23 protein-coding genes are annotated in these 26,368 nt (G+C 41.7%); 19 read left to right on the forward strand and 4 right to left on the reverse strand.

Translation table 11 applies throughout. The features are described 5' to 3' along the window. Positions 1-439 precede the first annotated feature (439 nt). The 16 genes from rpmB (at position 440) to L0B18_RS03855 (ending at position 15,991) form a co-directional block, all read left to right on the forward strand. The gene (rpmB, locus tag L0B18_RS03780; protein ID WP_234567998.1) at positions 440-685 is read left to right on the forward strand and encodes a 50S ribosomal protein L28; all 246 of its coding nucleotides are present in this window, start codon (positions 440-442) and stop codon (positions 683-685) included. A 3-nt stretch (positions 686-688) separates the two neighbouring features. Next, positions 689-853, forward strand: a complete 165-nt coding sequence (rpmG, locus tag L0B18_RS03785) for a 50S ribosomal protein L33 (RefSeq protein ID WP_109647408.1) — start codon at positions 689-691, stop codon at positions 851-853. 8 nt (positions 854-861) lie between these two features. Further along, positions 862-1,032 carry a DUF4295 family protein gene (locus L0B18_RS03790; protein WP_234568000.1) on the forward strand — a complete coding sequence of 57 codons (171 nt, stop codon included), beginning with the start codon at positions 862-864 and terminating at the stop codon, positions 1,030-1,032. Positions 1,033-1,267: 235 nt separating this feature from the next. Then, positions 1,268-1,726: a GatB/YqeY domain-containing protein gene (locus tag L0B18_RS03795; RefSeq protein WP_234568002.1), complete on the forward strand. Its 459-nt coding sequence runs from the start codon at positions 1,268-1,270 to the stop codon at positions 1,724-1,726. A gap of 7 nt (positions 1,727-1,733) precedes the next feature. After that, positions 1,734-2,306 carry a CvpA family protein gene (locus L0B18_RS03800; RefSeq protein ID WP_234568003.1) on the forward strand — a complete coding sequence of 191 codons (573 nt, stop codon included), beginning with the start codon at positions 1,734-1,736 and terminating at the stop codon, positions 2,304-2,306. Continuing rightward, complete coding sequence (tyrS, locus tag L0B18_RS03805) at positions 2,303-3,517, forward strand: tyrosine--tRNA ligase (RefSeq protein WP_234568005.1); 1,215 nt, start codon at positions 2,303-2,305, stop codon at positions 3,515-3,517. Before L0B18_RS03800 ends, tyrS begins: the two co-directional genes overlap by 4 nt. A 70-nt stretch (positions 3,518-3,587) precedes the next feature. Continuing rightward, positions 3,588-4,037, forward strand: coding sequence for a MarR family winged helix-turn-helix transcriptional regulator (locus tag L0B18_RS03810; protein ID WP_234568007.1), 450 nt, complete (start codon positions 3,588-3,590; stop codon positions 4,035-4,037). Between the two features lie 97 nt (positions 4,038-4,134). Continuing rightward, the gene (locus L0B18_RS03815) at positions 4,135-6,549 is read left to right on the forward strand and encodes a DNA internalization-related competence protein ComEC/Rec2 (protein ID WP_234568010.1); all 2,415 of its coding nucleotides are present in this window, start codon (positions 4,135-4,137) and stop codon (positions 6,547-6,549) included. A gap of 119 nt (positions 6,550-6,668) precedes the next feature. After that, entirely contained in the window at positions 6,669-8,090 is a 1,422-nt protein-coding gene (uxaC, locus tag L0B18_RS03820; protein WP_234568012.1) for a glucuronate isomerase, read from the forward strand. A 26-nt stretch (positions 8,091-8,116) separates the two neighbouring features. Then, complete coding sequence (locus L0B18_RS03825; RefSeq protein WP_234568013.1) at positions 8,117-9,154, forward strand: sugar kinase; 1,038 nt, start codon at positions 8,117-8,119, stop codon at positions 9,152-9,154. Between the two features lie 95 nt (positions 9,155-9,249). Then, positions 9,250-9,921 carry a bifunctional 4-hydroxy-2-oxoglutarate aldolase/2-dehydro-3-deoxy-phosphogluconate aldolase gene (locus L0B18_RS03830; RefSeq protein WP_234568015.1) on the forward strand — a complete coding sequence of 224 codons (672 nt, stop codon included), beginning with the start codon at positions 9,250-9,252 and terminating at the stop codon, positions 9,919-9,921. A gap of 53 nt (positions 9,922-9,974) precedes the next feature. Next, a complete protein-coding gene (locus tag L0B18_RS03835; RefSeq protein ID WP_234568016.1) occupies positions 9,975-10,970 on the forward strand; it encodes a TRAP transporter substrate-binding protein in 996 nt (331 codons plus the stop codon). Between the two features lie 15 nt (positions 10,971-10,985). Further along, the gene (locus L0B18_RS03840; RefSeq protein ID WP_234568018.1) at positions 10,986-11,471 is read left to right on the forward strand and encodes a TRAP transporter small permease; all 486 of its coding nucleotides are present in this window, start codon (positions 10,986-10,988) and stop codon (positions 11,469-11,471) included. 15 nt (positions 11,472-11,486) lie between these two features. Further along, positions 11,487-12,782: a TRAP transporter large permease gene (locus L0B18_RS03845; RefSeq protein WP_234568021.1), complete on the forward strand. Its 1,296-nt coding sequence runs from the start codon at positions 11,487-11,489 to the stop codon at positions 12,780-12,782. Positions 12,783-12,848: 66 nt separating this feature from the next. Continuing rightward, complete coding sequence (locus tag L0B18_RS03850; protein ID WP_234568023.1) at positions 12,849-14,288, forward strand: tagaturonate reductase; 1,440 nt, start codon at positions 12,849-12,851, stop codon at positions 14,286-14,288. Positions 14,289-14,338: 50 nt separating this feature from the next. After that, positions 14,339-15,991 (forward strand): UxaA family hydrolase, encoded by a 1,653-nt coding sequence (locus tag L0B18_RS03855; protein WP_234568025.1) that lies wholly within the window; start codon positions 14,339-14,341, stop codon positions 15,989-15,991. Between the two features lie 54 nt (positions 15,992-16,045). On the opposite strand, the gene L0B18_RS03860 is transcribed toward L0B18_RS03855, so the two are convergent. The 4 genes from L0B18_RS03860 to kduI form a co-directional block, all read right to left on the reverse strand. Further along, on the reverse strand, positions 16,046-17,068 hold the full coding sequence (locus L0B18_RS03860) for a LacI family DNA-binding transcriptional regulator (RefSeq protein ID WP_234568026.1): 1,023 nt from the start codon (positions 17,066-17,068) through the stop codon (positions 16,046-16,048). A gap of 169 nt (positions 17,069-17,237) precedes the next feature. Continuing rightward, entirely contained in the window at positions 17,238-18,521 is a 1,284-nt protein-coding gene (locus L0B18_RS03865) for a DUF4861 domain-containing protein (RefSeq protein ID WP_234568028.1), read from the reverse strand. Between the two features lie 87 nt (positions 18,522-18,608). Then, positions 18,609-19,397 (reverse strand): gluconate 5-dehydrogenase, encoded by a 789-nt coding sequence (locus L0B18_RS03870; RefSeq protein WP_234568030.1) that lies wholly within the window; start codon positions 19,395-19,397, stop codon positions 18,609-18,611. A gap of 34 nt (positions 19,398-19,431) precedes the next feature. Continuing rightward, positions 19,432-20,271, reverse strand: coding sequence for a 5-dehydro-4-deoxy-D-glucuronate isomerase (gene kduI, locus L0B18_RS03875; protein ID WP_234568031.1), 840 nt, complete (start codon positions 20,269-20,271; stop codon positions 19,432-19,434). 229 nt (positions 20,272-20,500) lie between these two features. On the opposite strand from kduI, the gene L0B18_RS03880 reads away from it, so the two are divergent. The 3 genes from L0B18_RS03880 (at position 20,501) to L0B18_RS03890 (ending at position 26,289) form a co-directional block, all read left to right on the forward strand. Continuing rightward, positions 20,501-21,121, forward strand: coding sequence for an RNA polymerase sigma factor (locus tag L0B18_RS03880; protein ID WP_234568033.1), 621 nt, complete (start codon positions 20,501-20,503; stop codon positions 21,119-21,121). Positions 21,122-21,632: 511 nt separating this feature from the next. Beyond that, complete coding sequence (locus L0B18_RS03885) at positions 21,633-24,629, forward strand: SusC/RagA family TonB-linked outer membrane protein (protein ID WP_234568034.1); 2,997 nt, start codon at positions 21,633-21,635, stop codon at positions 24,627-24,629. A gap of 19 nt (positions 24,630-24,648) precedes the next feature. Beyond that, a complete protein-coding gene (locus tag L0B18_RS03890) occupies positions 24,649-26,289 on the forward strand; it encodes a RagB/SusD family nutrient uptake outer membrane protein (protein WP_234568036.1) in 1,641 nt (546 codons plus the stop codon). Positions 26,290-26,368: the final 79 nt, after the last annotated feature.

The raw sequence follows: 26,368 nt of genomic DNA on the forward strand, positions 1-26,368 counted from the left end.
GGAAGAGCTTATGCTTAAGCAAGCAGTAATTCCATCACATGTTAATGCGATACACTGTATGAAATAGATCGTTAGCGAGATAATCTGAAATAAGAATCAGTTGCGGCTTTCTGTAGATAGATAAATCACAAAGCGGCCTCTATAGGAGGTTGAGAAGCCGGGGTCGTAATGGGAGCCTCCATGGTTTGACAATCAACCAGGGTAGAGGTGGAATATTCTTGTATGTTATAATAAGGAAGGCTTACAGGAAAGATTTCTTAAATAAGAATGATGGCGTTGCTATTATCAAATATGAAATAGCATTGAGTATTCAGTGAGATAGCATGAAGTTCAAAAATGGGAAGAAGAGATTGTGATAAATTGATAAATATGTTTTGAAATTAAATGCAATTAACGCTATTTTAAAAGTCTATCAAAAATTCAGAATACAGGAATTATTATGGCACGTAAAGACGATATTACTGGCAGAAAAGCACTGAATGGATACCGGTCGTCTAAATCAAACAACAAAACCAAGCACAAGTTTGAGCTGAATCTTCAGAAAAGACGATTCTATATTCCTGAAGAAGATCGTTGGGTAACACTAAAAGTATCAGCTAAAACATTGAGAACGATCAACAAGAAGGGAATTTCTGAGGTATTGAAAAAAGCCAGGAAGAAAGGAACATTATTAAAAGAGGTATAAGTTATGGCAAAAGGTAATCGCATACAGGTAATTCTTGAATGCACCGAAAAACCCGGTAGCTCTCGTTATGTTACGATGAAAAATCGTAGAAATACCACGGAGAGACTTGAACTGAAGAAGTACAACCCGGTTCTTAGAAAACATACCGTTCACAAAGAAATTAAATAAGTACTCCCATGGCTAAAAGACAGGTATTTGGTGAAGAAGCGAAATCGTTGAAACAGGCACACCGCAAAATGGCAAAAGTAATTATTTCAACGAAGAACGAACGCGGTAAATATGCGTTCAAAGAAACGATCATAGACCAGGACAGCGTTACTGACTACATTCAGAAAAACAAATCCTGAGTTTATACCAAGAATCTTAAAAGGTTTCATCCATGCGCGGGTGAAACCTTTTTTTTTGCAATCTGTTTTCCATCATTTTATAAATTGAAGTGAGGTATTGTCATTACAAACGGATTGTAACAGTCATCATACTGGTAAGTTTGAAAGAGATTTTCTTTGTCCCAATAGATTGGAAAAATGACATTATTGGAGAACTCTCAGTACATTACAGAAATAAAACTTTATACAAAATAACATGAGTTTACGCGACAAGATTTTAGACGACCTGAAAACAGCAATGAAAGCCAAAGATGCCGACCGATTGAATGTTCTTCGGTCGTTGAAAGCAAAATTGCTGGAGAAAGAAATCAGTGAGCGAAAAGGCGGCGAAGCAACACTTAGTGATGAGCAGGTTGTAGAAGTACTGATGAAAGCTGCCAAGCAACGAAAAGAATCCATCGACCAGTTTGAAGGAGGAGGGCGAGATGATCTGGCAAAAAAAGAAAAATACGAGCTTGAGGTCATTGAAGATTACCTGCCGGAAATGATGGATGATGACGAAGTCCGTAAAGCCGTAGTTGAACAGATCGACAAAATGGGAGCATCTGATATGAGCGATATGGGCAAAGTAATGGGCGCTCTTATGGGCCGATTGAAAGGTAAGGCGGAAGGTGCAACCATAAGCCGAATTGTTAAAGAAGAATTATCAAAATGACGGCACAATGAACTTCCTTGACCTCATCATACTCTTGCCGATTGCCTATGTGGCTTACCGCGGATTTGTGAATGGTTTTATCAGGGAAGCTTTTGGAATTATGGGCATAATATTGGCCGTTTACATCACATTTAAATATATGGGGACAGTTTCAGGTATTGTGGTCCCTTATGTTGAAAATCGTGACCGTGCTACGATTGTTACAGGGATTGTGCTGTTTATCGGAGTTATTGTAACTGTCCAATTTATAGGCATTGCACTCGAAAAATTCTTTGAAGCAGCACATTTGGGAATCATAAACCAACTTTCCGGAATGGTTTTCGGGGCTTTAAAAATGACCATTTTTATCAGTGTAATCTTACTGCTGTTGGCCGGCGTTGGAATTCCTTCGGAGGAGACAACGGCCAATTCTGCGTCTTATCCATATGTTATATCCGTAGGACCCGCCACATTCGACCTTGTAGCCAGCATGATTCCCGGTACAGAAGATTTTATTCATACCATAGAAAGAACCATACAGGAAAGTAACTCGATTCGAGATTTACCAATATTTGAAAAGTTAGACCCATCAGATTCATGAGTTTTAAACCCGTTGAAGAACAACTTGAAGTAATAAAAAGGGGAACGGTTGAAATTGTCCCCGAGCAGGAATTAGTTGAAAAACTTAAAAAATCCATTAAGACCAATACCCCACTTAAGATAAAACTTGGCGTGGATCCCACACGGCCTGACCTGCATCTTGGTCACTCCGTGATTTTGCGAAAACTGCGCCAATTCCAGGATTTGGGGCATGAAGCAATATTGATCATCGGCGGATTTACAGCTATGATCGGTGATCCCACGGGACAGAATAAAACGCGTCCGCCGCTAACGCTTGAGGAGGTAAATGAAAATGCAGAGACGTACATCAGCCAGGCGCAAAAAATTCTGGATGAAAGTAAAACTACCCTCGTAAATAACGCGGATTGGCTGGGAATCATGACTTTTATGGATGTTGTGAAGCTCTCATCAAATCTGACAGTTGCCCGCATGATTGAACGGGATGATTTTTCCAAACGATTCGCAAACAATGAACCCATATCCGTTCACGAATTTTTATATCCGCTGGCACAGGCGCAGGATTCCGTTCATCTTGAATCGGATGTAGAGTTGGGCGGAACCGATCAGAAATTCAACCTTCTGGTGGGCCGCGATCTGCAAAAAGCCGATGATCAGGAACCGCAGGTTTGTTTGATGATGCCGTTGCTTGTTGGAACCGACGGTACCATGAAAATGAGTAAATCGTATGATAATTACATTGGGATTGATGAACCGGCCAACGAGATGTATGGCAAATCACTTTCCATTCCTGATGAATTGATCTACCGATATTTTGAGCTGGTTACGGACGTTTCTAACGAAGAGTTAGAAGAACTCAAGAAAAAAGTGGAGCAGGATCCCCGAAATACAAAACACGAACTTGCGTTTACTATTACACGAATGTACCATGGCGAACAGGCTGCCAAAGATGCCCGAAACCATTTTGAAAAAACCGTTATCAATAAAGACGTACCAGACGACGCGCCTGAATTTTACTATGAAGCGGGTTCATCTCATCGATTACTCGACGTTATTTCAGATACGGAAATGACATCTTCAAATGGAGAAACCAAACGTATGATGAAGCAAGGTGGAGTTTCTTTGGATGATAAAAAAATTCAGGACCCGAATTTTACCATCACATTTGAAAGTGGTGATGAAATGGAATTGAAAGTTGGGAAACGAAATTTCGCGCGCCTCAAAAGCAAATAGAACCGTGCATGGCGAGTTCCCTCAAATGTCCTATATTCTGATGTTGTCTGATGATTTAAATTAAACCAGCATGGGCACTCACTACCCGGGTTCAAAATCGGAAAAGAAAACATTGAACGCTTTCATTAAAATGATGAGAGCGACTGAATCGATGAATAATCGATTAAACAGACACCTTGCAGAAGCGAATCTCACCCTTAGTCAGTTTGGTACGTTAGAAGTTTTGCATCATTTGGGTCCGCTTAACCAAAGAGCGATTGGAGAGAAATTGTTAAAAAGCGGGGGGAACATTACCATGGTCATCGACAATCTTGAGAGGTGTGGCCATGTGAAGAGGAAAAAAGATCCGGAAGACCGAAGAGCCGTTCTTATACATTTAACGCCGAAGGGCAAAGATTTTATTGAGGATTTTTTCCCAAAGCATCTCGAAAAAATCAAAGAAGAATTCAGCGTGCTCACCGAAGATGAGAAAGAGACGCTGGCCGAGATTTGCAAGAAATTGGGTTTGAAGGAAGAATAGAGTCTGTTGAACGCTACCATGCCTTAAGATCCAAATGGTTCTCCAGTGTTCTGCCAGAAAATCTGTAAGGTTTCTCTAAACTACGGTTCATACAGGTATGGGATCACGTGCCTCATACCAATTTCCATTCGCTGCTTATCCGGCCGTACGCATAATGCTTTTATTAATTTTAGGCATTATAATGGCCAATCAGTTCTCACCTCAGCCAATACATGTTATTTCGATTTTTGTATTCATTTTAGTTGGATGGGTTCTTTTTGAATTCATCCTGCGAAGAAAATGGATGGTCATATCCAGCCATGCCGCCACCGTGTTTTATCTGGTCTTCATAATGTCTGCTGCAACGATGATTGGGATTCTTCATCATAAAAACCTGTCACAGAAGATTAATGAAGCGAAACCAATTCAGTATTATGAATGGGAGGATGTAAGCATTACAGGGGAGATAATTGAAGCAGGAAAAAGCAGTTCGGGCCGTAAAGTTTTTACCGTTCGTGTTACAGAGACAAACATTGCAGAAGAGGCAATTTGGAAAGAAGATTATAACGTTCGCTTGTATGCTGATCAAAATGTAAATGAAAAACTATCTGAAGGGGATATTGTGGATGCAAATATCCGTCTGTATGAATTCCCCGAACAAAGAAATCCACACAAATTTGACTACGGAGATTGGTTGAATTCAAAAGGGATTGTGGCTCATGGAGAGCTGAACGACTTCTTGATTGTCAAAGAGGAGCAATGGTGGGATTTAGGAAGTCTAAGAAGTACGATCCTTAGAAATGCAGAGAACTTGTTTCACAAGGATGAAGCCTCGCTGGCAAAAGCTCTCCTTTTGGGATATAAAGATGATTTATCAACAGAAAGCAAGCAACAATTTGCAAGAGCCGGTTTATCTCACATCATGGCCGTTTCGGGACTTCACGTGGGTTTTATTGTCGCTCCGTTTTGGTTCCTCATTCCATTTATGTGGGGATCCAAAAAAGGAAAATGGTTTGGATTGATTATTCTGACATTGCTGCTCATTTGCTACGCCGGAATAACGGGGTTTAGTGCATCCGTCAGCCGCGCTTCACTGATGGCATGGCTTTTAACATATGGCCGGTTATTTCACAAAGTTCGGAATTCCATTAATCTAACAGCCTTGGCCGCCATAATTCTGCTTTTGATTAATCCGGATCAACTTTTTGATCCGGGTTTCCAACTATCCTTCAGTGCGGTATTTATCATTCTGTTAGTGATGCCCGAAGCCCAAAGATTGATCCCGCGAAAATATCATTTTGGATGGATTGGCGGTTTGATTACAATCATCCTGGTATCTATAGTCGTTCAACTGGGCTTATTTCCAATCCTGATAAACTACTTTGGCGAATTTTCTGTGGTTGGCCCACTCTCCAATGCATTGGTGATTCCTTTGATGACCATTGTAGTTCCCATTGGTTTGATTCTTGTTCTGATCGGGCCTGTCATCCCGGAAATTCTTGTCCTGCCGATTGACTATGCACTGAAATGGATTCAATCTGTAGCCACATTTACGGGCGGAAGCAATCTGAGCTTTGTAACTCTGAATGAATTTTCGTTCTCACTTTTCTTCATCTGGCTCTTTGGAATATTGCTAATTGCATCTCAGCGAATCCCGAAAATTCGCTGGAAAATGTTGATTTGTCTTTTACTGGCAATGAATGGTTTTATGTTTGAGCAAGTCATTCATCAAACAGAGGCAAAAAAACTCAAGGTTACTTTTTTGGATGTTGGCCAGGGCGATGCCATTCACATCCAAACACCTAATAATAAACATCTGTTAGTAGATGCGGGACGATGGTCACCGGGAAGCAATAGCGGCGAAGATGTAATTTTGCCCTATTTAGAAATAAAGGGAATCAAAAAACTGGAAGCCATTTTTCTTTCACATCCACATGCAGATCATATCGGCGGAATTGTTGAAATTCTTGACCATGTGCATGTAGATACAATTTACCAAAGTGATGTGGAGTATGATTCAAATCTGTATCAATCATTCATGGATTTAGCTGAACAGAAACGCATTCCAGTCAAGTATCCTCAAGCCGGAAATATTATAAATGCGGATCCATCAATAAGAGTATTTGTTTTGGGCCCGGAAGAAAATGTCTATCAATCGAACCCGAATAACAGGTCACTGGTTTTTAAGATTGTATATGGAAGTACATCAATTCTCTTTAGCGGGGATGCCGAAAAAGAGCAGGAAGAAATGATAGCCCAAAGATATGGTGATTTTCTGAAATCAGACCTTTATAAAGTGGGGCACCACGCCAGTAATACCAGTTCGAGTGCTTCATTCATTAGACTGATAGGACCTTCCATAACGGTTGCCTCACTTGCATTCGAAAATCGATTTGGGCATCCGGGCACTCGGGCGGTAAGTCGATTACATGAATATAGCAGCCAGCAACATTATACAAGTTTATCAGGTGCGGTACTGTTTGAGTCTGATGGAAAGGCATTTCGGCGTATAGAATGGAAGGAATTTGACTAGGCTATATCCAAGTTAATATCATTTACGATTTATTTTTTTAAAACCAGCGAATTTTGTCAGGGTAAGAGGCTGCCAATCGGTATTAATAAAAGAGGACGGAATTTTTTTAAAAAAATAGGATGGATACCATTCAAAAAAATAAATCATCTATTGGGGCAAGAGACTTTCTACTTAACAATGATTATGCAAAAACTCTCTACCATGAGTCTGCAAAAGACCTGCCCATTATCGATTATCATTGTCATATCCCACCGGCAGAGATTGCATCAGACAAGCAATTTAAAAATCTGACTGAAATATGGCTGGCCGGCGATCATTACAAGTGGCGGGCTATGCGCACAATGGGAGTTGATGAAGATTTTATTACAGGAAACGCAAGCAGCGAGGATAAATTTAAGAAATGGGCGGAAACCGTCCCTTACACGTTAAGGAATCCGTTGTATCACTGGACTCACCTCGAGCTGAAACGTTACTTTGATATCGACGAATTTTTAACGCCCGAAACAGCGGATAAAATTTACCGCGAATGTAACGAGAAGTTGCAAACCAAAGAATTTTCTACACGCAGTCTGATTCGGAAGATGAATGTAAGCGTGATTTGTACTACCGACGATCCGGCGGATTCGCTCAATCATCATCAAAAAATTAAAGAAGACGGATTTGACGTAAAAGTTTTGCCCGGCTTCCGTCCAGATGCGGCGTATAATTTTGCTGATTCTGCATCTTATAATGACTATCTGGACCGGTTGGGTGAAGCTGCAAATACAGAAATTTCAAGCTATGATGATCTGATTCAAGCGCTGTTTAATCGTATGGATTTTTTCCATGAAAATGGGTGTCGCCTGTCCGATCATGGATTGAAAAAGTTGTACTATCGGCCATCATCACAACAAAATGTAAACTCGTACTTTGAAAAAATTCGGAGTGGATCGCCCCTTACCGGAGAGGAACAAGAAGTTTTGACCTATTCCATTTTAACAGAATTGGGCCGGCAGTATTCAAAGAAAGGCTGGGTACAGCAATTTCATCTGGGCGCTCTTCGGAATACCAACAGCCGGATGATGAAACAACTTGGGCCGGATACCGGGTTTGATTCCGTGGGCGATTACTCTCAAGCCGAAGACATGGCAAGTTTTTTTAATGAGCTTGATACTAATGATCAACTGGCCAAAACCATCATTTATAATTTAAATCCTTCTGACAATACCGTGTTCGCAACAATGGCCGGGAATTTTAACGACGGCTCGGTTCGTGGCAAAATGCAATATGGTTCTGCGTGGTGGTTTTTGGATCAGAAAGATGGAATCGAAGATCAGTTAAATGTCCTTTCTAATATGGGGCTTTTAAGCTGTTTCATCGGTATGCTTACGGATTCCCGGAGCTTTCTGTCGTATCCCCGGCATGAATATTTTCGTCGGGTGCTTTGCAACCTGATAGGTACAGACATTGCAAACGATGAACTTCCGGCAGATCTGGAGTGGACGGGCAAAATCGTCTCAGATATCTGTTACGGAAATGCAGACACATATTTTAATTTTTAAAAATGAGATTTAAAGGAGATCAATAAATGAAGAAAGTAGTAACCTTTGGGGAAATTATGTTAAGACTTTCTCCGCCAGAACATCTTCGTTTTTCACAAGCCAATTCATTTGATGTTATATATGGCGGAGGCGAATCGAATGTAGCTTCTTCGTTGGCAAATTTTGGTATGCCTTCTGAATTTGTTACGCGTCTTCCCAAAAACGACATTGGGCAATGTGCTTTAGGCGAGCTTCGAAAACGAGGTGTGAAAACCGATCATATCGCATTTGGAGGAGAACGTCTGGGAATCTATTTCCTGGAAACCGGTGCGGTAAGCCGTGGCAGCAAGGTGGTTTATGATCGCGCACATTCTGCCATTTCTACGATTGAAAAAGGGATGATCGATTGGGAAGAGGTATTTGAAGATGCCCAGTGGTTTCATTGGACCGGGATTACGCCAGCCATTTCTCAGGGTGCTGCGGATGCCACCAAAGAAGCTATCGAAGTGGCAAATAAGTTAGGCTTAACCGTTTCTACCGATCTGAATTACCGGACAAAACTCTGGAAATATGGCAAAGAACCCGGTGAAATTATGCCGGACCTAGTTGCCGGTTGCGATATTATTTTGGGTAACGAAGAAGATGCTGAAAAACATTTTGGCATCCATCCCGCCGATGTGGATGTAACCAAAGGAGACACAGTTGATTCCGACGCCTACCGGTCGGTTTGTGAACAGCTCTATGAGCGATTTCCAAAATCAAAGAAAATTATTACGACTCTTCGTGGTTCAATCAGCGCTTCTCACAATACATGGTCGGGTGTGCTTTACAACGGAGAAGAGTTTTTGGATACAGATACCTATGATATCACTCATATTGTAGATCGCGTAGGCGGGGGAGATTCCTTTATGGCCGGCTTGATTTACGGATTGATAAATTTTGACGGTAATGACCAAAAAGCTCTTGATTTTGCAGTGGCAGCTTCATGCCTGAAACACACCATTTTTGGGGATGTAAACCTGGCTACGGTAGAAGAAGTTGAAAAGCTGATGGGTGGCGATGCTTCCGGCCGGGTATCCCGGTAAAGAAAGCGTTAAGGATCTCCCTGGGCGATTGCTGATACAAATAAACAGAGACGAATACGAACGTCTCATCAAGCATTAAAAATTGATTTAAACGAATGGCACGATTTTCACGAATTGAAGTGGCAACACAAATGAAATCCAGTGGAGTGGTTCCGCTTTTTTTTCATAGAGATGTAGAACTAAGCAAAAAAGTACTGGAAGCTGTCTATAAAGGCGGCGGGCGGTTTATTGAATTCACCAACCGGGGCGATTACGCTCACGAGATTTTTGGCGAGCTCAATAAATTTGCTGAAGAAAATTTGCCCGAAATGATTTTGGGCGCAGGAACAGTGGTGGATGCAGCAACCGCTTCACTATATATGCAGCTTGGAGCCAATTTTATTGTAACACCCATGCTGAAAGAAGACGTTGCTACAGTTTGCAATCGTCGTAAAGTTTTGTGGGCTCCGGGATGTGGTACTCTCACAGAAGTCTCCCGCGCAGAAGAACTTGGAGCCGAAATTATAAAAGTGTTTCCCGGCAGCCAGTTAGGGCCAGGATTTATCAAAGCGGTTACCGCTCCCTGTCCGTGGACCAGCCTGATGCCGACCGGAGGAGTAAAGGCCACCAAAGAAAATCTTTCAGGTTGGTTTAATGCCGGTGCTGTTTGTGTGGGAATGGGATCTGATCTCATCACCAAAGAGCATCTGGCCAATCGGGATTTTGAAGGTCTCGAAGCTCATGTCCGTGATACACTGGCACTGGTCGATTCGATCAGAAAAAAGTAAAAGAATTCAACGATTTCCGCTGAAATGATAATCTGGGGTAAGAAGTATTTCCTATGAAAAAAATGAGATTTAATCTGTTGATATTCACTCTTCTTTTGGGAGGGCTTTTTATTTCAGGTTGTGAACAGAAAACGGAGACAAAAGTAATTCGTTTGGGCCATGGATTGGACATCACACACCCGGTGCATAAAGCTATGGTGTTTATGGCGGAACAGGTTGATGAAAAGTCAGATGGTAGCCTTCAAATAAAAGTGTACCCCAGCCAACAGTTGGGAACAGAGCGCGAATTGATTGAGTTGTTGCAAATCGGGAGTTTGGGGATCACCAAAGTTTCTGCTGCCGTTCTTGAAAATTTCACACCCAAAGCACGGGTATTTAGTCTTCCGTATTTGTTCCGGGATGATGCCCACATGTATAACGTTCTGGATGGTGAAATTGGCCGGGAGTTATTGCTTGAGCCACAACATGCCTGGTTGCGGGGACTCACTTATTATGATGCGGGAAAACGAAGCTTTTATACCAAAGACAGGCCAATTGAAACGCCTGAAGATTTAGAAGGATTAAAAATCCGAGTGCTGGAAAGTCAGATGGCTATCAGTATGGTAAATGAACTTGGCGGATCACCTACACCGATTTCGTGGGGTGAATTATATTCCGCTTTGCAACAGGGAATTGTGGATGCCGCTGAAAATAATCCACCGTCTTTTCATACCTCCCGCCATTACGAAGTTTGCAAATATTACAGTCTTGATGAGCATACAGCTATCCCGGATGTACTTCTGATTGGCACCAATGTTTGGAATGACTTAACCGAAAATCAAAAAAAGTGGTTGCAGGAAGCCGCTGATACGTCTGCCATCTACCAAAGAAAGTTATGGCACGAAGCTGAAGAGACAGCACTAAGAGAAGTGGAAGCAGCCGGTGTGGAAATAAACAGGCCGGACAAAGAACCGTTCCGTGAACTTACGGAACCTATTTATAATCGCATTCAGCAAGAGTCGCCAGAAATTTATGAAGTCGTTGAACGAATCAGAGAAGTAGAATCGTAACCTCCCAGTTGTAGCATGAAGGAAAAAATAAACAAGTTTATCGGATGGTTTTTAGCACTGCTTATGGGATTGATGTTTCTTGCCGTGTTATGGCAGGTTTTTACCAGATATTTGTTAGGGGCTGCAAGTACATTCACAGAAGAATTAGCCCGGTTTTTACTGATCTGGATTGGGTTGCTGGGATCTGCATACATATCCGGAAGCAATATGCATCTGGCCATTGATATTTTACCTCAAAAATTAAAAGGAAAAAATAAACAGATACTTTCGTTGATTATAAACGTAATCATCATTCTGTTCGCTGCCACAGCTCTGATTATTGGTGGCGGAAAATTGGTATACATAAGCTATCTGCTGGGGCAGACATCTGCGGCTCTGCAAGTACCTTTAGCCTACATTTATATAATCATTCCGATTAGCGGTGTTCTTGTTATTTACTACAAGGTTTTAAATCTGATTGAGATATATCAGACAATGGAATCGAAAGAGCTAACTTTATAACCGAGATTTTAAATCATGGAACTTTTTGATGTATTAGTGTTAGTAGTGAGCTTTTTGATTCTTCTTGGCATTGGTGTTCCCATCGCCTGGAGCATCGGTACATCTACGTTATTAACGATGTTAATCAGCATTGATGTGATTCCGGCATTTACCACGATGGCCCAACGAATTGGCACCAGCCTCGATAGTTTTACTCTCTTAGCCATTCCGTTTTTCGTACTGGCAGGCCAGATTATGAACAGCGGCGGGATTGCATCGCGGCTCATCCGGTTCGCTAAGAATTTAATGGGATCGCTGCCCGGCGGGCTTGCCCATGTAAATGTGGTTGCGGCTATGCTGTTTGGTGCTGTAGCGGGGTCAGCTGTGGCAGCAGCCACGGCGGTGGGTAGTGTACTCGGGCCAAAAATGGAAGAAGAAGGATATTCCAGAGAGTTTGGTGCTGCAGTAAATATTACCTCTTCCACAACCGGGCTTTTAATTCCACCTTCTAATATTCTGATTATCTATTCGCTGGCCAGTGGTGGAGTGTCTATTGCAGCGCTGTTTTTGGCGGGATATGTTCCAGGCATTTTAACAGGTTTACTTCTAATGGTTGTAGCTGCCGTTTGGGCAAAACGTAAAAAATTTCCCACTAGTGAAAGAACCTCAGCCAAAGAACTGTTCCGAAGTTTTTTCGATGCCATTCCTTCATTATTTATGCTCATCATTGTTATTGGAGGAATTGTAGCGGGCATTTTTACAGCAACGGAGGCTTCTGCCATTGCCGTTTTATATACACTGATACTTGGATTTTACTACAAAGAATTATCGGTGAAAGCTCTCCCGGACCTGTTTCTTGAATCAGTGAAAACGACATCCATCGTGATGTTATTAATTGGTACGTCTATCGGTATGTCGTGGATTATGTCATACCAGGAAATTCCACAGACAGTTAGTGAAACCTTGCTGGGGATGAGCAGCAATCCGATCATCATTTTATTCATGATCAATTTTATCCTGCTTTTTGTAGGAACGTTTATGGATATGACCCCGGCAGTTTTGATTTTCACGCCCATATTTTTGCCGATTGTTGTAGAAATGGGAATGGATCCAACTCACTTCGGAATTATTATGATCCTCAATCTCTGTATCGGGCTTTGTACTCCCCCGGTGGGCTCTATTCTGTTTGTTGGCGTAGGCGTGGCCAAAACCAGTATTGTAAAAGTCGTGCGGCCACTTATACCTCTATTTTTGGCCATGATCGCAGCTTTAGGGTTGGTAACATACTTTCCCGAACTCAGTCTCTGGCTCCCAAGAATGTTTGGTTTTTAATGAGTCAATAATTGTTCAGTTCCTCTTGCGAGCCTTGAAATATCAATTTTAAAAGAATAGTTCAGCATGATGAAACCTTTAAATAACGAAACGGTTACGCGAAAAGCCGGCAGAATCAATAAAATTGTACAATTTGGTGAAGGAAATTTTCTGCGTGCATTTGTAGACTGGATGATCGAAAAAATAAATGAAGAAACAGATTTCAACGGATCTGTTACCGTCGTTCAGCCTATTTCTTCGGGAATGGTAGATATGCTGGAACAGCAGGATGGATTGTATCATGTTCAACTTCAGGGAATAAAAGATGGAAAACCATACTCCAGTATCGAATTGGTTACATGTGTGGAGAGAGGAATCAATCCATACGAAAATTATGAGGCTTTTCTTGAACTGGCTGAAAATCCTGATCTGGAATTTATCATATCCAATACCACCGAAGCCGGAATTGCTTTTGATGAAACCGATACGGATTACGAAACGATCCCAAATAGTTTTCCAGCCAAATTAACGGCACTACTGCATCATCGGTTTAAGCATTTTGATGGAGATCCAGGCAAAGCTCCGACGATTATTCCATGTGAGTTGATCGATAAAAATGGAAGCAAACTGAAAGAATATGTGCTCCGTTATGCAGACTTGTGGAATACAGATCCTGCGTTTAAAAAATGGGTGGATAAGGATGTAATTTTCTGTAATTCACTTGTAGACCGGATCGTCCCGGGATTTCCCAAAAATAAGATTGATGAAATTCAGCAAGAGATCGGATTTAAAGATCAGCTTGTTGTAAACGGCGAATATTTTCATCTGTGGGTGATTGAGGGGCCAGAGTCCATCCAGGAAAAACTGCCTTTCCATAAAGCTGGTTTAAACGTCAAATTTGTGGATTCTCTTGCCGCATACAGAACCCGGAAAGTGCGGATTCTCAATGGCCTTCATACCAGTATGGTGCCTGTGGGATATCTGGCAGGAGCACGAACCGTGAAAGAAGCGATGGATCATGAGGTAGTAGGCCCGTATTTAAAAACGGAGCTTTTTGATGAGATTATCCCCTCGCTTGATATGGCAGCTGACGAGCTGAAAACCTTTGCAAATGATGTATTGGATCGGTTTAAAAATCCATTTATAAAACATGAGTTGAGCGCGATTGCGCTGAACTCCGTTTCAAAATATAAAGTGCGGGTATTGCCGAGTTTGCTGTCCTACTACGAAAAGAAAAAGCAACTGCCAGATTATACGGTTTTTGCGCTGGCTGCGCTGATTCGTTTTTACAAAGGAGAGTGGAATGGAGAAAAAACTCCGATTAATGATTCGAAGGATGTTGTGGCATTCATTCAGGAAGCCTGGGAAAAAGAGAACTATGAAGAAGTGTCAAACATCGTGTTGAGTAACGAGAATTTTTGGGATGAAAATCTAACCGCCTATTCCGGTTTAAAAGAGAAAGTGGCAGATTATTTAGAACAAATTGATAAAAGAGGGATTTCCGCAACTATACAGGAATTTCTTTGATGTGAGGCATAAAATCTCTCGCTAATTCTTAATTTTTATGAAAAGATATTATGAGTAAAAGTACCCTGCAAATTCACCCGGATGACAACCTTTTGGTGGCTTTAACAGATTTGGAAGCAGGTGAAGCGGTGTTCGGCGGCGATCAAACGGTTACGGTTATGGAATCCGTACCTGCCAAGCACAAACTGGCTCTTTATGATTTGAAAGCCGGAGACAAAATCTATATGTATGGTGTTCTGGTTGGAACCGTGACTGAAGATGTTCCTCAAGGCGGATTGTTAACGACCCAAAATACCAAACATGAAGCTTCTCAATATTCGATCGGCCATGCTCAAAAAAACTGGACGGCTCCGGATGTAAGCCGATGGAAGGAAAAGACATTTATGGGCTATCACCAGCCGGATGGACAGGTGGGCACGGCAAATTATTGGCTCGTGGTACCGCTGGTTTTCTGTGAAAACAGAAATGTAAATACCATCAAAAATGCCTTCATGAAAGAGCTGGGATATGCAGATATCGATATGTATGAGGAGTATGTTTCGAGCTTGGTTCAATTATATAAAGAAGGCAAAACGGATCAGATTGAACAAATGCCCGAGCCGCCGGTAAAAAGTGATTTAAAGAAAACGGAACCAATTTTTAAAAATGTAGATGGAATTAAATTTTTAACCCATGAGGGCGGTTGTGGTGGAATTCGCCAGGATTCCGAGGCTTTATGCGCACTGCTCGCCGGATATATTTATCACCCGAATGTGGCCGGTGCCACGGTACTGAGCCTGGGGTGCCAGAATGCGCAGATTGAGATGCTTACAGATAAGATCCATAATTTAACATCTGATCTCCAAAAACCACTTCATATATTTGAGCAGCAACAGAGTGGAACGGAATATGAGATGCTGACCTCAGCCATTCGAAAAACATTCCTGGGATTGGTGGAAGCCAATAAGAATGAACGAAAACCGGCACCTCTCAGCAAGCTAACTGTGGGGATGGAGTGTGGTGGATCCGACGGCTTTTCCGGGATTTCCGCAAATCCCTCTATTGGTCATGCCGGAGATTTAATCACGGCATTGGGCGGTTCGGTCATCCTATCAGAATTTCCGGAGCTTTGTGGAGTTGAGCAAGAACTAATCGACCGGACGTCAGATGAAGAAGTCGCACAAAAGTTTGTTTCGCTTATGAAAAGTTATTCTGACGCGGCAGAAGCATCCGGTTCTGGTTTTGATATGAATCCATCGCCGGGAAACATCAAGGATGGCCTGATTACCGATGCCATGAAATCGGCCGGAGCTGCCAAAAAAGGAGGGACGTCTCCCGTCAATGCCGTGTTAGATTATACGGAATACGTACGAAAACCCGGCTTGAATCTGTTATGTACACCGGGAAATGACGTGGAAAGTACCACGGCAATGGCCGGATCGGGAGCGAATATTATCCTTTTTACCACTGGTTTGGGAACTCCCACGGGAAATCCTGTAGCGCCGGTAGCAAAAGTCTCATCAAACAGTGAGCTGGCAAAACGAATGCCGGATATTATCGATATTGATACGGGTCCGGTCATAAAAGCCGAAAAAACCATTGAAGAGATGGGTGAGGAAATTCTGGATTACATTATTGATCTGGCAAGTGGCCGGGTTAAAACAAAAGCCATGCTGTTAAACCAGGATGATTTTATTCCCTGGAAACGAGGGGTTTCACTTTAGTTCAGATTGTAGGAGTACAGAGCTATTAGAGAGAAGTGGTGTTGCTATGTAAGACTACTTTTGCTTCAAAGAAGATTTTCGCACAATTAAATCCGGATTAAGTACGATTTTAGGAGGTAATGAAGTGGAACTTTTTTTATCAATCGAGTCCAAAAATAATTTTGCAGTAAAAGACCCCATCTGAATACTGCGCTGGTCAACCGAAGTCAGTCCGGGTTCTACAAATGAAGTGAATTGTTCATTACTGAAGCCAACAATTGCTACTTGTTCAGGTATCGCAATCCCGGCATTTTTTAAAACTTCCATCGCTCCGACAGCAGAAAAATCACTGGCAGAAAAAATGGCATCGGGCAGAGGATCCAATTTCAAAAGCTCTTTCCCAATCGAATAACCGTCTTCTAATTTGAGATCGCTATATATAATCAGATTTTCGTCTACCGGGATATCGTATTTTTGCAATGCTTCTTCATATCCTCTGCGGCGTTCTTTATAAATGCTAATATTGGTGGGACCTGAAAGATGTACAATTCTTCTGCATCCCTGTTTAATAAGATGTTCGGTGGCTTTAAAGGCCCCCAGGTAATCATCAATAATAACCGCACCAACGCCTAAGGAATCATTCACACGGTCAAAAAGAATAAGAGGTACATCCCGTTTTATAACTTCTTCATAATGGGAAAAGTCGGTCGTTTCTTTTGCATAAGAAGCTAAAATCCCATCTACTTGCGCTTCCAGCAGTGTATTGATATTGGCTCGTTCCTTCTCAAGTGAATCATTAGACTGGCAGATGATGATATTGTACCCTGTATCACTAACAACATTCTCAATACCCCGAACTACAGAGGCAAAAAAGTTTCGATCCATATTGGGGACTATTACCCCGATTGTATTGCTTTTTCCATTTCGTAAAGCAGCCGCAATACTATTTGGCTGGTAATTCATTTTTTTCGCTTTTTCCATCACCAGCTTTTTTGTGGAGTCTTTTACATTGGGATGGTCATTTAAAGCGCGGGAAACGGTAGATGCAGTTACTCCAAGCTCTTCTGCAATATCATAAATAGTTGTTTTCTTTTTCATCTTTTAGATTTAGAGTACAAATCATTCTAAATAAGCGTTTATTGGTAGAAACATCAATCAATTTTTAAAAATAAATCTGCCTTTTATCTTTAATATTGAAGGATGAGAAATTGATATGATTCAGAACAATACAACAGTATGCTTTTGTTGATAGTATAGAATCAATGGTTTATTCCAAACTCACCGGATTTGAAATTTTCCGGGCATTCGTAGTTAAAAATTGCTGGAAATAGTTGCGATCCGTAAAGTTGGAGTCAGCTAATTCCCAGGCTCCCAACGTATAAAAGCTGATTGAAGTTTCGTTCTTTACTTCTAATAATGCATTGAAACTGGTAGTAATGCCGGTCCCGATATCCGGCGCTGTAACATACTCAATATAGTTGCTTTCGGGCAAAAGAAGGGCCAGTCCTAAATATTGATCCCGGTCATAATTTTGTTGATCGTGGGTGGCAATGGGCACCAGGCCTTCAATAGGATCAGTAGGGAGCAATGGCTCATCGTTATTACTATTAACCAGGCCCACAATCAGAGTGTCTGAAGGCTGAGGGCTATGAAATATGATATCGTTTTTGAACCAATGTTGGCCGGCCCAAATGGTAACCGTATTGGTTAGGTCATACGATTGATCGCCTACATGCCAGTCTTCGTACTTCAATTCAAAAATGGATCGAACCGGACCTTTTTTGATGAGCCGGTACGTGGTTGTCTCAATATTATTTCGTTCATCATCAAAGGTAATGCCAAGACGAATTGGTTCATCGTTGTGAAGAATGGCGAGTCCGCCTGCACCCAGTGAATTTCCTACACTGAGAATGTCGCGACCCCAATCTCTCATTACATGATAGGTATCTTGCACCAAGCCTTCGCTGGATATTCCAACGGTATCGAGAGCCATTTCAGGACTTTTTTTACCAAAAAAGTCTCTCGCATTTCGACCGTCAATATAATGACGAAATCCAATCTTATCATTTTCCCAGGCCGGGCCATCCATCTGAAATTTTAATTGAACGGGTAATTCATCAGCATCCAGGGTTAAACGATCTACGGCAACAACCGCACTGTCTCGCAGAACGCCCATGCGAACATTGGTACGGGCGGTGAAAGATGGAATTTCGTCTGGCGAAACGTAGGTAACTGAAAGAGGAGTTTGAGATTGGGCGGGAATATCTATCACAAATGCAATTTCATCCCACTCTCCGTCACCATCCAGATCATCCTGTTGTTGGGGAATGGGCGTTCCATCATCAAAAATAAACAGTGGAATTTTTCCCGAAGGAATCTCACCTGTTTTTTGAACCAATTTTTCCCTGGTAATTGAAACCGGCGCATCGGTTCTGTCCAACTCAGAGGTGTTTGTTACCATTAGTGTGGTTGTGTCCTGTTGCGAGCATCCGATGAATGCCAGAAAACTTGCGAAAAGAACAGAGTAAATTACAAAACTACGTTTTTTCATAATTTGGTCTGATTGAAGTTTATATAAAAATTGGATGTAAGGAATTCCTTCGGAAATCGTTTGAACCGCGTGTTGAGGAGATCGTCTTTAATCTTCGCCAGCGGGTTTGCCGATCGTGGCAAGAATGCCTCCATCTACATATAAAATATGCCCATTGATAAAATCACTGGCTTTCGATGCAAGAAAAACGGCTGATCCTGCTAAATCGGAAGGGTCGCCCCATTTTCCTGCCGGAGTCCGGCTTTTTATAAATTCATGAAGCGGATTTCCGTCCTTGCGGATCGGTTCGGTTTGAGAGGTCGCAAAATATCCGGGACCAATTCCATTCACCTGGATATTATATTTTGCCCACTCTATAGCCAGATTTTTTGTGAGCATTTTAAGACCTCCTTTTGCTGCTGCATAAGCGCCCACCGTATCGCGGCCAAGCTCCGTCATCATCGAACAAATATTGATGATTTTTCCACTTTTTCGCTTAATCATATAATTGCCGACTTTTTGAGCCATAATAAATGGCCCCACCAGATCTACATCCACAACTTTGCGATAATCCTCAACTTTCATGTCTTTAAGTGGAGTACGCTTAATAATTCCTGCATTGTTGACGAGGATATCTATCGGGCCAATGGACTGCTCAATTTTGTCGACATATTCTTCGGCTTTTTCTTCCTGGGTAACATCGAATATAAAACCGTGGATGTTGTAGCCTTCAGATTTATATTCGTCAAGGGCTTTCTCCATGCGGGATGGCGTGGTGCCGTTGATAATTAATTCGGCACCGGCGTCACCCAATCCTTTAGCCATTGCCATTCCCAGGCCATGGGTTGCCCCCGTAATCAGTGCACGTTTTCCTTCCAGATTAAATAAATTATTCATGATATCATTTTTGATTCAGTGAAAATTTCAGGCGCTATTTCATGTCGGTTGGATCAACAGTATCCATATCTCCATAATCAAGATTTTCTCCGGCCATTCCCCAAATAAATGAGTAACTACTGGTACCTGCGCCACAATGAATAGACCATGGGGGAGAGAGTACCGCCTGATTATTTTTCATAAAAATATGACGGCTTTCATCAGGTTGTCCTATGAAATGAGATACAACCTGATCTTCCGGCAGATCGAAATAGAAATAAGCTTCCATTCTTCGATCGTGCACATGCGCAGGCATGGTGTTCCAAACACTTCCTTCTTTCAAAATGGTCATTCCCATTTGCAGCTGACACGTATCGACCACACTGCTCACAAGCAGTTTATTGATTACCCGGTGATTCGATTCTTCCAGAGAACCCAGTTCAACTGTTTCAGCTTCATCAAGGGTTACATGTTTGGTAGGATTTTCGAGATGCGCCGGCGCCGAGTTAATATAAAATAAAGCAGGTTCGTCCCCATCACTGGCAAATGTTACTTCTTTTGTGCCACGGCCTACATAAATGGCTTCGCTATTTTTTAAAGTATAGGTGGTTCCGTCAGCGGTTATGGTGCCTGTTCCTCCTACATTTATCACCCCCAATTCTCTTCGATCCAGAAAATGTTCTGATTTCAAAGGATCTATGGTTTCCAGTTGAACTGAATCGTTGACGGGTTGAACTCCTCCAACAATATAGCGGTCGTAGTGGCTGTAGATTAGATTTAAAGTATCTGGATTAAAAAGATCTTCAATTAAAAATTCTTCCCGAAGGCGTTGGGTGTCGTAAGATTTAAAAGCTTCAGGATGGGTAGCATATCTTACGGTGTAGTTTACTGGCATTTTTTCCTCATGTTTTCTTTTGGTTCTGCAATCGATTGTAATAATATACGGTATATCTTATGATTTTTCTGTAAAAATCAAAAATGTGCTTTTTAGTTATTTTTTGAAAAATTAGGTAAATGCTTCAAAAAAGCGCTTAAATCCCCTTGACTTTAAATGGGATGTTCTTAACTTAAATAATGCAATCGATTGTAATTTAGAATATATAACCTTTTAAAAATGAGTGATCATGAACATGGAAAAGAATCCGGTACATGTAGATCAATCTATCAGGGACAATCAATGGGTGTATAAAATTCAAAACGGTGATGAAAATGGTTTTGAAGAACTATACAGGTTCTATTATCCAAGGTTAATGCGATTGGCATGCAAGTATAATAGCTCGAAAACTACGGCGGAAGATTTGGTGCATAACGTTTTTCACAATGTTTGGAAAAACAGATCCCATATTAAAAACAATGGCAAACTTCGGGCATATCTGTATACAGCGGTTAGAAATCAATCCATAAAACATTCCAACAGAAAGAAACGGGAAAGGTATGCGTACACCAGGGTTGATGAAATGTCTTTTTTGGAAAGCAAAGAAGTGAACCCGCTGGAACACATTGGAGGCAAGGAGTTTGAACGGGCTGTAGAGAAGGCTATTCAGGAGTTACCGGAGAAACGGCGCGAGGTTTTTTTAATGAGCAGGGAAGCCAATCTAACGTACCGCGAAATTGCGGAGATATTAAATATTTCAATCAAGACAGTTGAAACACAGATGAGTCGGTCGTTGAAGTTTTTACGGCTTGAATTGGCTCAATATTTACCGGAAAGAAACCGTCGGAATGAGTTTAGTTATTGCACGTAACATTTTTGGCAGAAGACAGAAACCAAATTGTAAAAAAATTTAACGATGGAATAGAATGGAAAAATGTAAGGGTAAAAACCTGCTTGAAGGTATTAAAAGGAAAGGCTATCGCGTGATTCTGAAGTAAAATACTGTCCGCTATTGCTGGATATGTAGATCTATACCAACGATAAAGTAATAAGAACCAGCTACAATTGATTACGAAAAGATGTTTTATCTCATTCTCTCTGTTGCTGAAGGGCAGGGCTTCTTTAGCACTTTTTTTGCAAGGTGGAAGCGCTTCTCATCTGAATTGGAGAGCTATTCATTATTTGAACTTTTCAAAAGCAGCCAACTACGATCGAATGTCACAGGGAATTTTTTCAGTTAATAAAACGCCGAAAATAACAACTATTTGTGCATCAGCTTTGCAGCGAGGTAATACATCTTTGCTGCTCTTTATCGATAAAACCAAACCCAATACCACTTATGTCAATCATGACTAATCATTTCAATATATAACGGAGATAATATGCAAATCTTAAGTTACCACAACATTCTGATCCGAAAGGGAGGCTTACTATGGGGGCTGCTTTTATGCTTGCTATTAGTCCAACCGACCTGGGCTCAGAATACAGATTCAGAAACCGTAGAAGGTGTAGTAACAGATGCGGAAACAGGTGAATCGCTTCCTGGAGTAAATATTTATTTAAAGGATACTACAAGAGGTACATCAAGTGATCTTGAGGGGAGATATTCTATAACAGTACCGTCTCTAAATGATACTCTGGTTTATTCCTATGTCGGATATCAAATCGTAGAAATTCCAATTAATGGTCGGTCAGAAATCAATGTCGAACTTCAGTCACAGGCTATTGAGGGAGATGAGTTGGTGGTTATTGGATATGGTACTGTTGCAAGGAGTGACATTACCGGATCCGTTTCCTCCATTGATGCCGAGGAAGTCAGAGAAATACCAACCACGAACGTTATGGAAGCATTGCAGGGAAAAGTTAGTGGGATGGATATTACAAGAAGCAGTGGCGAGTCAGGTTCTGGTGTAAATATTACGATTCGGGGGAACCGATCATTAACGGCCTCAAACAGCCCGCTGGTCATTGTGGATGGTATTCAGTATGGAAGTTTACAGGATATTAATCCGGCAGATATTGAATCGATTGAGGTTTTGAAAGATGCTTCATCAACAGCCATATACGGGTCGCGTGGAGCCAACGGTGTAATCTTAATATCAACAAAACAGGCCAACCAGGCTGGAACTCAGGTTTCAGTGGAAAGTTATGTGGGTGTATCAACCACGGCAGACTATCCGGATTTTAATACCGGCCCACAATATGTTGCGCTAAAACGGGAAGCAAACCGGGTAAGCGGTGATTGGAGCGGACCCGAAGATGATCCGAATATATTCTCAACAGCAGAAATGCAATATATTGAAGATGGCGTGTGGACCGATTTCAGGGACTTGTTATTCAAAAATGGTCTGCAGCAGAGCCACCAGGTAAATATTTCTAAAGGATCTGAAAACACTTCCGTCTATCTTTCCTTAAACTATTTTGATGAGAAAGGGATTCTTGAGATGGATCACCTGCAGCGGTATACAGCTCGCCTCAATGTTGAACAGGAAATTGGGGATGTTCTAAACCTGGGATTCAACTCTCAAATTACCTATCACGACCAGGATAATCGGCGGGACCCTACCAATATTGCCAATAAAATCAACCCGCTTACACCGGCATATGATGAAGAAGGAAATGTGATTGTTCGTCCGCATGGCGGAAGGGATGTTAGTCCGTTGGCAGACCTTGAGCCAAATGCATACAAAAACAATTCACTAACAACCAGAATATTTCCTACCGTTTACGCACTGTTTACACCATCTGAAGCATTTTCTTTCAGAACAAATCTTTCAGCTACGTTAACAAACGGTCGCCAGGGAATTTACCGGGCATCGGATACCATTGATAGAAATGGTGCTGCACCCGAAGCTATTTATCAGTCTGATAACAGTCGAAATGTCACTTTTGAGAACATCGCAAATTATCAGACAGATATTGGTGATCATGGGATAACTCTTACCGGTATCACGAGTTATTTGTTCAATAAAAACGATTTTGGTTCATCACTTGGCCGTAATCAGCTTTTATCATCTCAATTGTATTATGGCTTATTAAATGCCACAGAAGGAATTGCTGTAGAGAGTGGGTATGAAGAAAGCAGCCTGATGTCGTTCGCGGGTCGCGTAAACTATAATTTTCAAGATAAGTACTTGCTGACCCTTACCGGCCGATATGATGGTTCTTCGAAATTGAGTGAAGATAACAAATGGGCGTTTTTCCCCTCTGCAGCTTTTGCGTGGAGACTTAGCCAGGAAGATTTCTTCCCAGAATCGTCCATATTTAATGATGTGAAGCTACGTGTTAGTTACGGGGTTTCCGGGAATGATGCCATTGAGCCATATTCTACTCAATCTGTGCTTCGAAGAATTCCATTCTCGTATGGAGAAGATGCGGCTGCAGGATTTGCATTCAGCACACGGTTAGGAAACCCTAATCTTGAATGGGAACTCTCAAAAACAGCGAACCTTGGTTTAGATATTGGTCTGTTTGAAAATCGTGTAACAGCAACTATCGACCTTTACGACACGCGTACTTCAAATCTGTTGTTAGATCGATTTTTACCTCTCACCAGCGGTGTGGCATCTGTTACCCAAAATGTGGGAAAAACACGTAACCGCGGAATTGAGTTTACATTAAACACTATCAACACGCTAAGTGAAGATTTTAGCTGGAATACAGACCTGACCTTCTTCTCAAACAAAGAGGAAATTGTAGAACTGGTTAGCGAAAGTGATGATATCGGTAATGGCTGGTTTATTGGTGAGCCAACCGAAGTTTTCTACGACTACGAAAAAATTGGAATCTGGCAGCAGGATGAAGCTGCAGAAGCCGCTTCGTATGGTCAGGAACCAGGTGAAATAAAAGTTAAGGATCAAAATGGAGATGGCCAGATAACGGCAAGTGAGGATCGGGTTATACTTGGATCTCCTCGTCCGAAATGGAGTGGAGGTATTGAAAACTCATTCAGTTATCGTGGGTTTGACCTTAGTTTTTACGTATACGCCCGCGTAGGTCAGATGATGAGTTACGAATACTACAATAGTTATAAGCCGGGTGGTGTGGAAAATGGCGCTGCTGTTGATTATTGGACTCCGGATAATCCGACCAATGCATTTCCTAAGCCGAATGCCGCTCTTTCACGGGATAATTATCAATACTACAGCACACTTTCTTATGTAAGTGGTTCTTATGTAAAACTGCGGAATGCCACACTTGGTTATACATTACCCATAGATGTAATGGATAGAATCCCTGCAAGTCGCATTCGGTTTTATATAACCGGAAGAAATCTTCTCACTTTTACCAAAGTAGATAATTACGATCCGGAGAGAGGAGGAAGTCTGACTTTCCCGATGACAAGATTATTTGTCGGCGGTATTAATATTGATTTTTAAACTTGAAAAGAAATTGACTATGAAACGTTTATTAATAATATCAGCAGCTTTATTAAGCGCTTTGGTAATGATCACCTCGTGTGATATCAATGAATATAACCCCAGTGGTATTACAGCTGAAACAGTGTATACCACACCCGAGGGTTATGAAACACTGGTGAATGCAGCCTATTCTTATTCCCGATGGTGGTATGGCAAGGAAGAGGGTTGGGCAGCCGCAGAAATGGGTACCGACTTATTTACAAGTGGGGCGGGTGACGAAAACCCGGATTTTACCCGTTATGAGAACCTTCAGCCCAGTGCAGATGTAGTGGAAGTTTTCTGGGAGCAATTTTACTCTGCAATCAATCTGTGTAATTCAGGAATACAACGGATATCAGAATCCGGTTTATCGGAAGAGCTACAAGTTATCCGAGAAGCAGAACTTCGATTTTTACGGGCTTTCTACTACTGGCACATTGTGGAAACCTGGGGAGGCGTTCATTTTACAACTGATCCCACACAAGGAATTCAGGTAACAGCAAATAAGACATCGATTGATCAATTCTATGATCAAATATTTTCCGATTTGGACTTTGCTGTGGCTAATTTACCAACCACAACTTCAGATATTGGCCGGGTAACAAAACCAGCCGCAGAAGCTTTTCTGGCAAGAATGTATTTAACCCGAGACATGAATCAACAAGCTTTTGAAATGGCTGACAGAGTCATCAATGATTATGGTTTTGGGCTTGTGGAAAATTACGATGATTTGTGGGAAATGGATAACCTGCAAAATGAAGAAGTAATTTGGGCGGTAAATTATTCAAGCGACTTGAACCTTAACGACCAGCAAGATGATATTCTGTTTCCAGAAGGTCATGGCCGGGGAGGGCACAATGGTCACCTTCACTTCTTCATGGTATATGATCAGGTAAGCGGAATGGATCGTGATATTGAAAATGGCCGTCCGTTTAACCGATACATGCCAACCGCATTTTTATTAGATCTCTTTGACGATGAAATAGATTCGCGCTATGACGGATCGTTTAAATCGGTTTGGTATTCCAATGCACCTCATGAAGTAGAGGGAATGGCCCCGGGCGATACAGCCATTTATGCCACAAAATATGAAGTATCAGAAGAGTTCCGTAACAATGCGATCTATACCATTTATGATCGGTCTGATATCTATGAATCCGACGGATCCATCGTTCAGCGTCGATTCTATCCGAGCCTGGATAAATTTGCAGATCCAACACGCCCAACAATCTCTGAAATGATGAGTTCACGCGATGCTTTCGTCATGAGGCTTGCTGAAATGTATCTGATTGCTGCAGAAGCACAACTTAATATGGGAAATTCAGCTATGGCTGCTGAATATATCAATGTAATTCGCGAGCGTGCTGCCAAGCCAGGCCATGAAGCCGAGATGAGAATTTCGGCAGGTGACGTGGATATTGACTTTATTCTCGATGAGCGAGGCCGTGAATTGGCCGGTGAACAGCTTCGATGGTTTGATCTTAAAAGAACGGGTAAACTTTTGGAGAGAACCAGAGAATATAATCCTGAGGCCGGAGAGAATATTCAGGATCACCACGTGTTAAGACCTATCCCACAAATACAGATCGATGCGGTCGAGAACAAAAACGAGTTCACACAGAATCCCGGCTATCAATAAATAACAATAAAACGTATCTGTTAAAATAGCATGCAGGCTTAAGCTTTTGTCCTGCATGCTATTTATACATCAGATAAAA

The organism is Rhodohalobacter sp. 614A, from assembly GCF_021462415.1.
In the GTDB taxonomy this organism is placed as follows: Bacteria; Bacteroidota; Rhodothermia; order Balneolales; family Balneolaceae; genus Rhodohalobacter.

Coding starts and splice junctions, on each gene's coding strand:
- L0B18_RS03810 (WP_234568007.1), top strand. CDS start 3,588: ATGGGCACTCACTACCCGGGTTCAAAATCGGAAAAGAAAACATTGAAC.
- rpmB (WP_234567998.1), top strand. CDS start 440: ATGGCACGTAAAGACGATATTACTGGCAGAAAAGCACTGAATGGATAC.
- L0B18_RS03830 (WP_234568015.1), top strand. CDS start 9,250: ATGGCACGATTTTCACGAATTGAAGTGGCAACACAAATGAAATCCAGT.
- L0B18_RS03815 (WP_234568010.1), top strand. CDS start 4,135: ATGGGATCACGTGCCTCATACCAATTTCCATTCGCTGCTTATCCGGCC.
- L0B18_RS03890 (WP_234568036.1), top strand. CDS start 24,649: ATGAAACGTTTATTAATAATATCAGCAGCTTTATTAAGCGCTTTGGTA.
- L0B18_RS03795 (WP_234568002.1), top strand. CDS start 1,268: ATGAGTTTACGCGACAAGATTTTAGACGACCTGAAAACAGCAATGAAA.
- L0B18_RS03825 (WP_234568013.1), top strand. CDS start 8,117: ATGAAGAAAGTAGTAACCTTTGGGGAAATTATGTTAAGACTTTCTCCG.
- L0B18_RS03845 (WP_234568021.1), top strand. CDS start 11,487: ATGGAACTTTTTGATGTATTAGTGTTAGTAGTGAGCTTTTTGATTCTT.
- L0B18_RS03860 (WP_234568026.1), bottom strand. CDS start 17,068: ATGAAAAAGAAAACAACTATTTATGATATTGCAGAAGAGCTTGGAGTA.
- L0B18_RS03850 (WP_234568023.1), top strand. CDS start 12,849: ATGATGAAACCTTTAAATAACGAAACGGTTACGCGAAAAGCCGGCAGA.
- L0B18_RS03840 (WP_234568018.1), top strand. CDS start 10,986: ATGAAGGAAAAAATAAACAAGTTTATCGGATGGTTTTTAGCACTGCTT.
- L0B18_RS03835 (WP_234568016.1), top strand. CDS start 9,975: ATGAAAAAAATGAGATTTAATCTGTTGATATTCACTCTTCTTTTGGGA.
- L0B18_RS03870 (WP_234568030.1), bottom strand. CDS start 19,397: ATGAATAATTTATTTAATCTGGAAGGAAAACGTGCACTGATTACGGGG.
- tyrS (WP_234568005.1), top strand. CDS start 2,303: ATGAGTTTTAAACCCGTTGAAGAACAACTTGAAGTAATAAAAAGGGGA.
- rpmG (WP_109647408.1), top strand. CDS start 689: ATGGCAAAAGGTAATCGCATACAGGTAATTCTTGAATGCACCGAAAAA.
- L0B18_RS03885 (WP_234568034.1), top strand. CDS start 21,633: ATGCAAATCTTAAGTTACCACAACATTCTGATCCGAAAGGGAGGCTTA.
- L0B18_RS03865 (WP_234568028.1), bottom strand. CDS start 18,521: ATGAAAAAACGTAGTTTTGTAATTTACTCTGTTCTTTTCGCAAGTTTT.
- L0B18_RS03855 (WP_234568025.1), top strand. CDS start 14,339: ATGAGTAAAAGTACCCTGCAAATTCACCCGGATGACAACCTTTTGGTG.
- L0B18_RS03790 (WP_234568000.1), top strand. CDS start 862: ATGGCTAAAAGACAGGTATTTGGTGAAGAAGCGAAATCGTTGAAACAG.
- L0B18_RS03880 (WP_234568033.1), top strand. CDS start 20,501: ATGAACATGGAAAAGAATCCGGTACATGTAGATCAATCTATCAGGGAC.
- kduI (WP_234568031.1), bottom strand. CDS start 20,271: ATGCCAGTAAACTACACCGTAAGATATGCTACCCATCCTGAAGCTTTT.
- L0B18_RS03800 (WP_234568003.1), top strand. CDS start 1,734: ATGAACTTCCTTGACCTCATCATACTCTTGCCGATTGCCTATGTGGCT.
- uxaC (WP_234568012.1), top strand. CDS start 6,669: ATGGATACCATTCAAAAAAATAAATCATCTATTGGGGCAAGAGACTTT.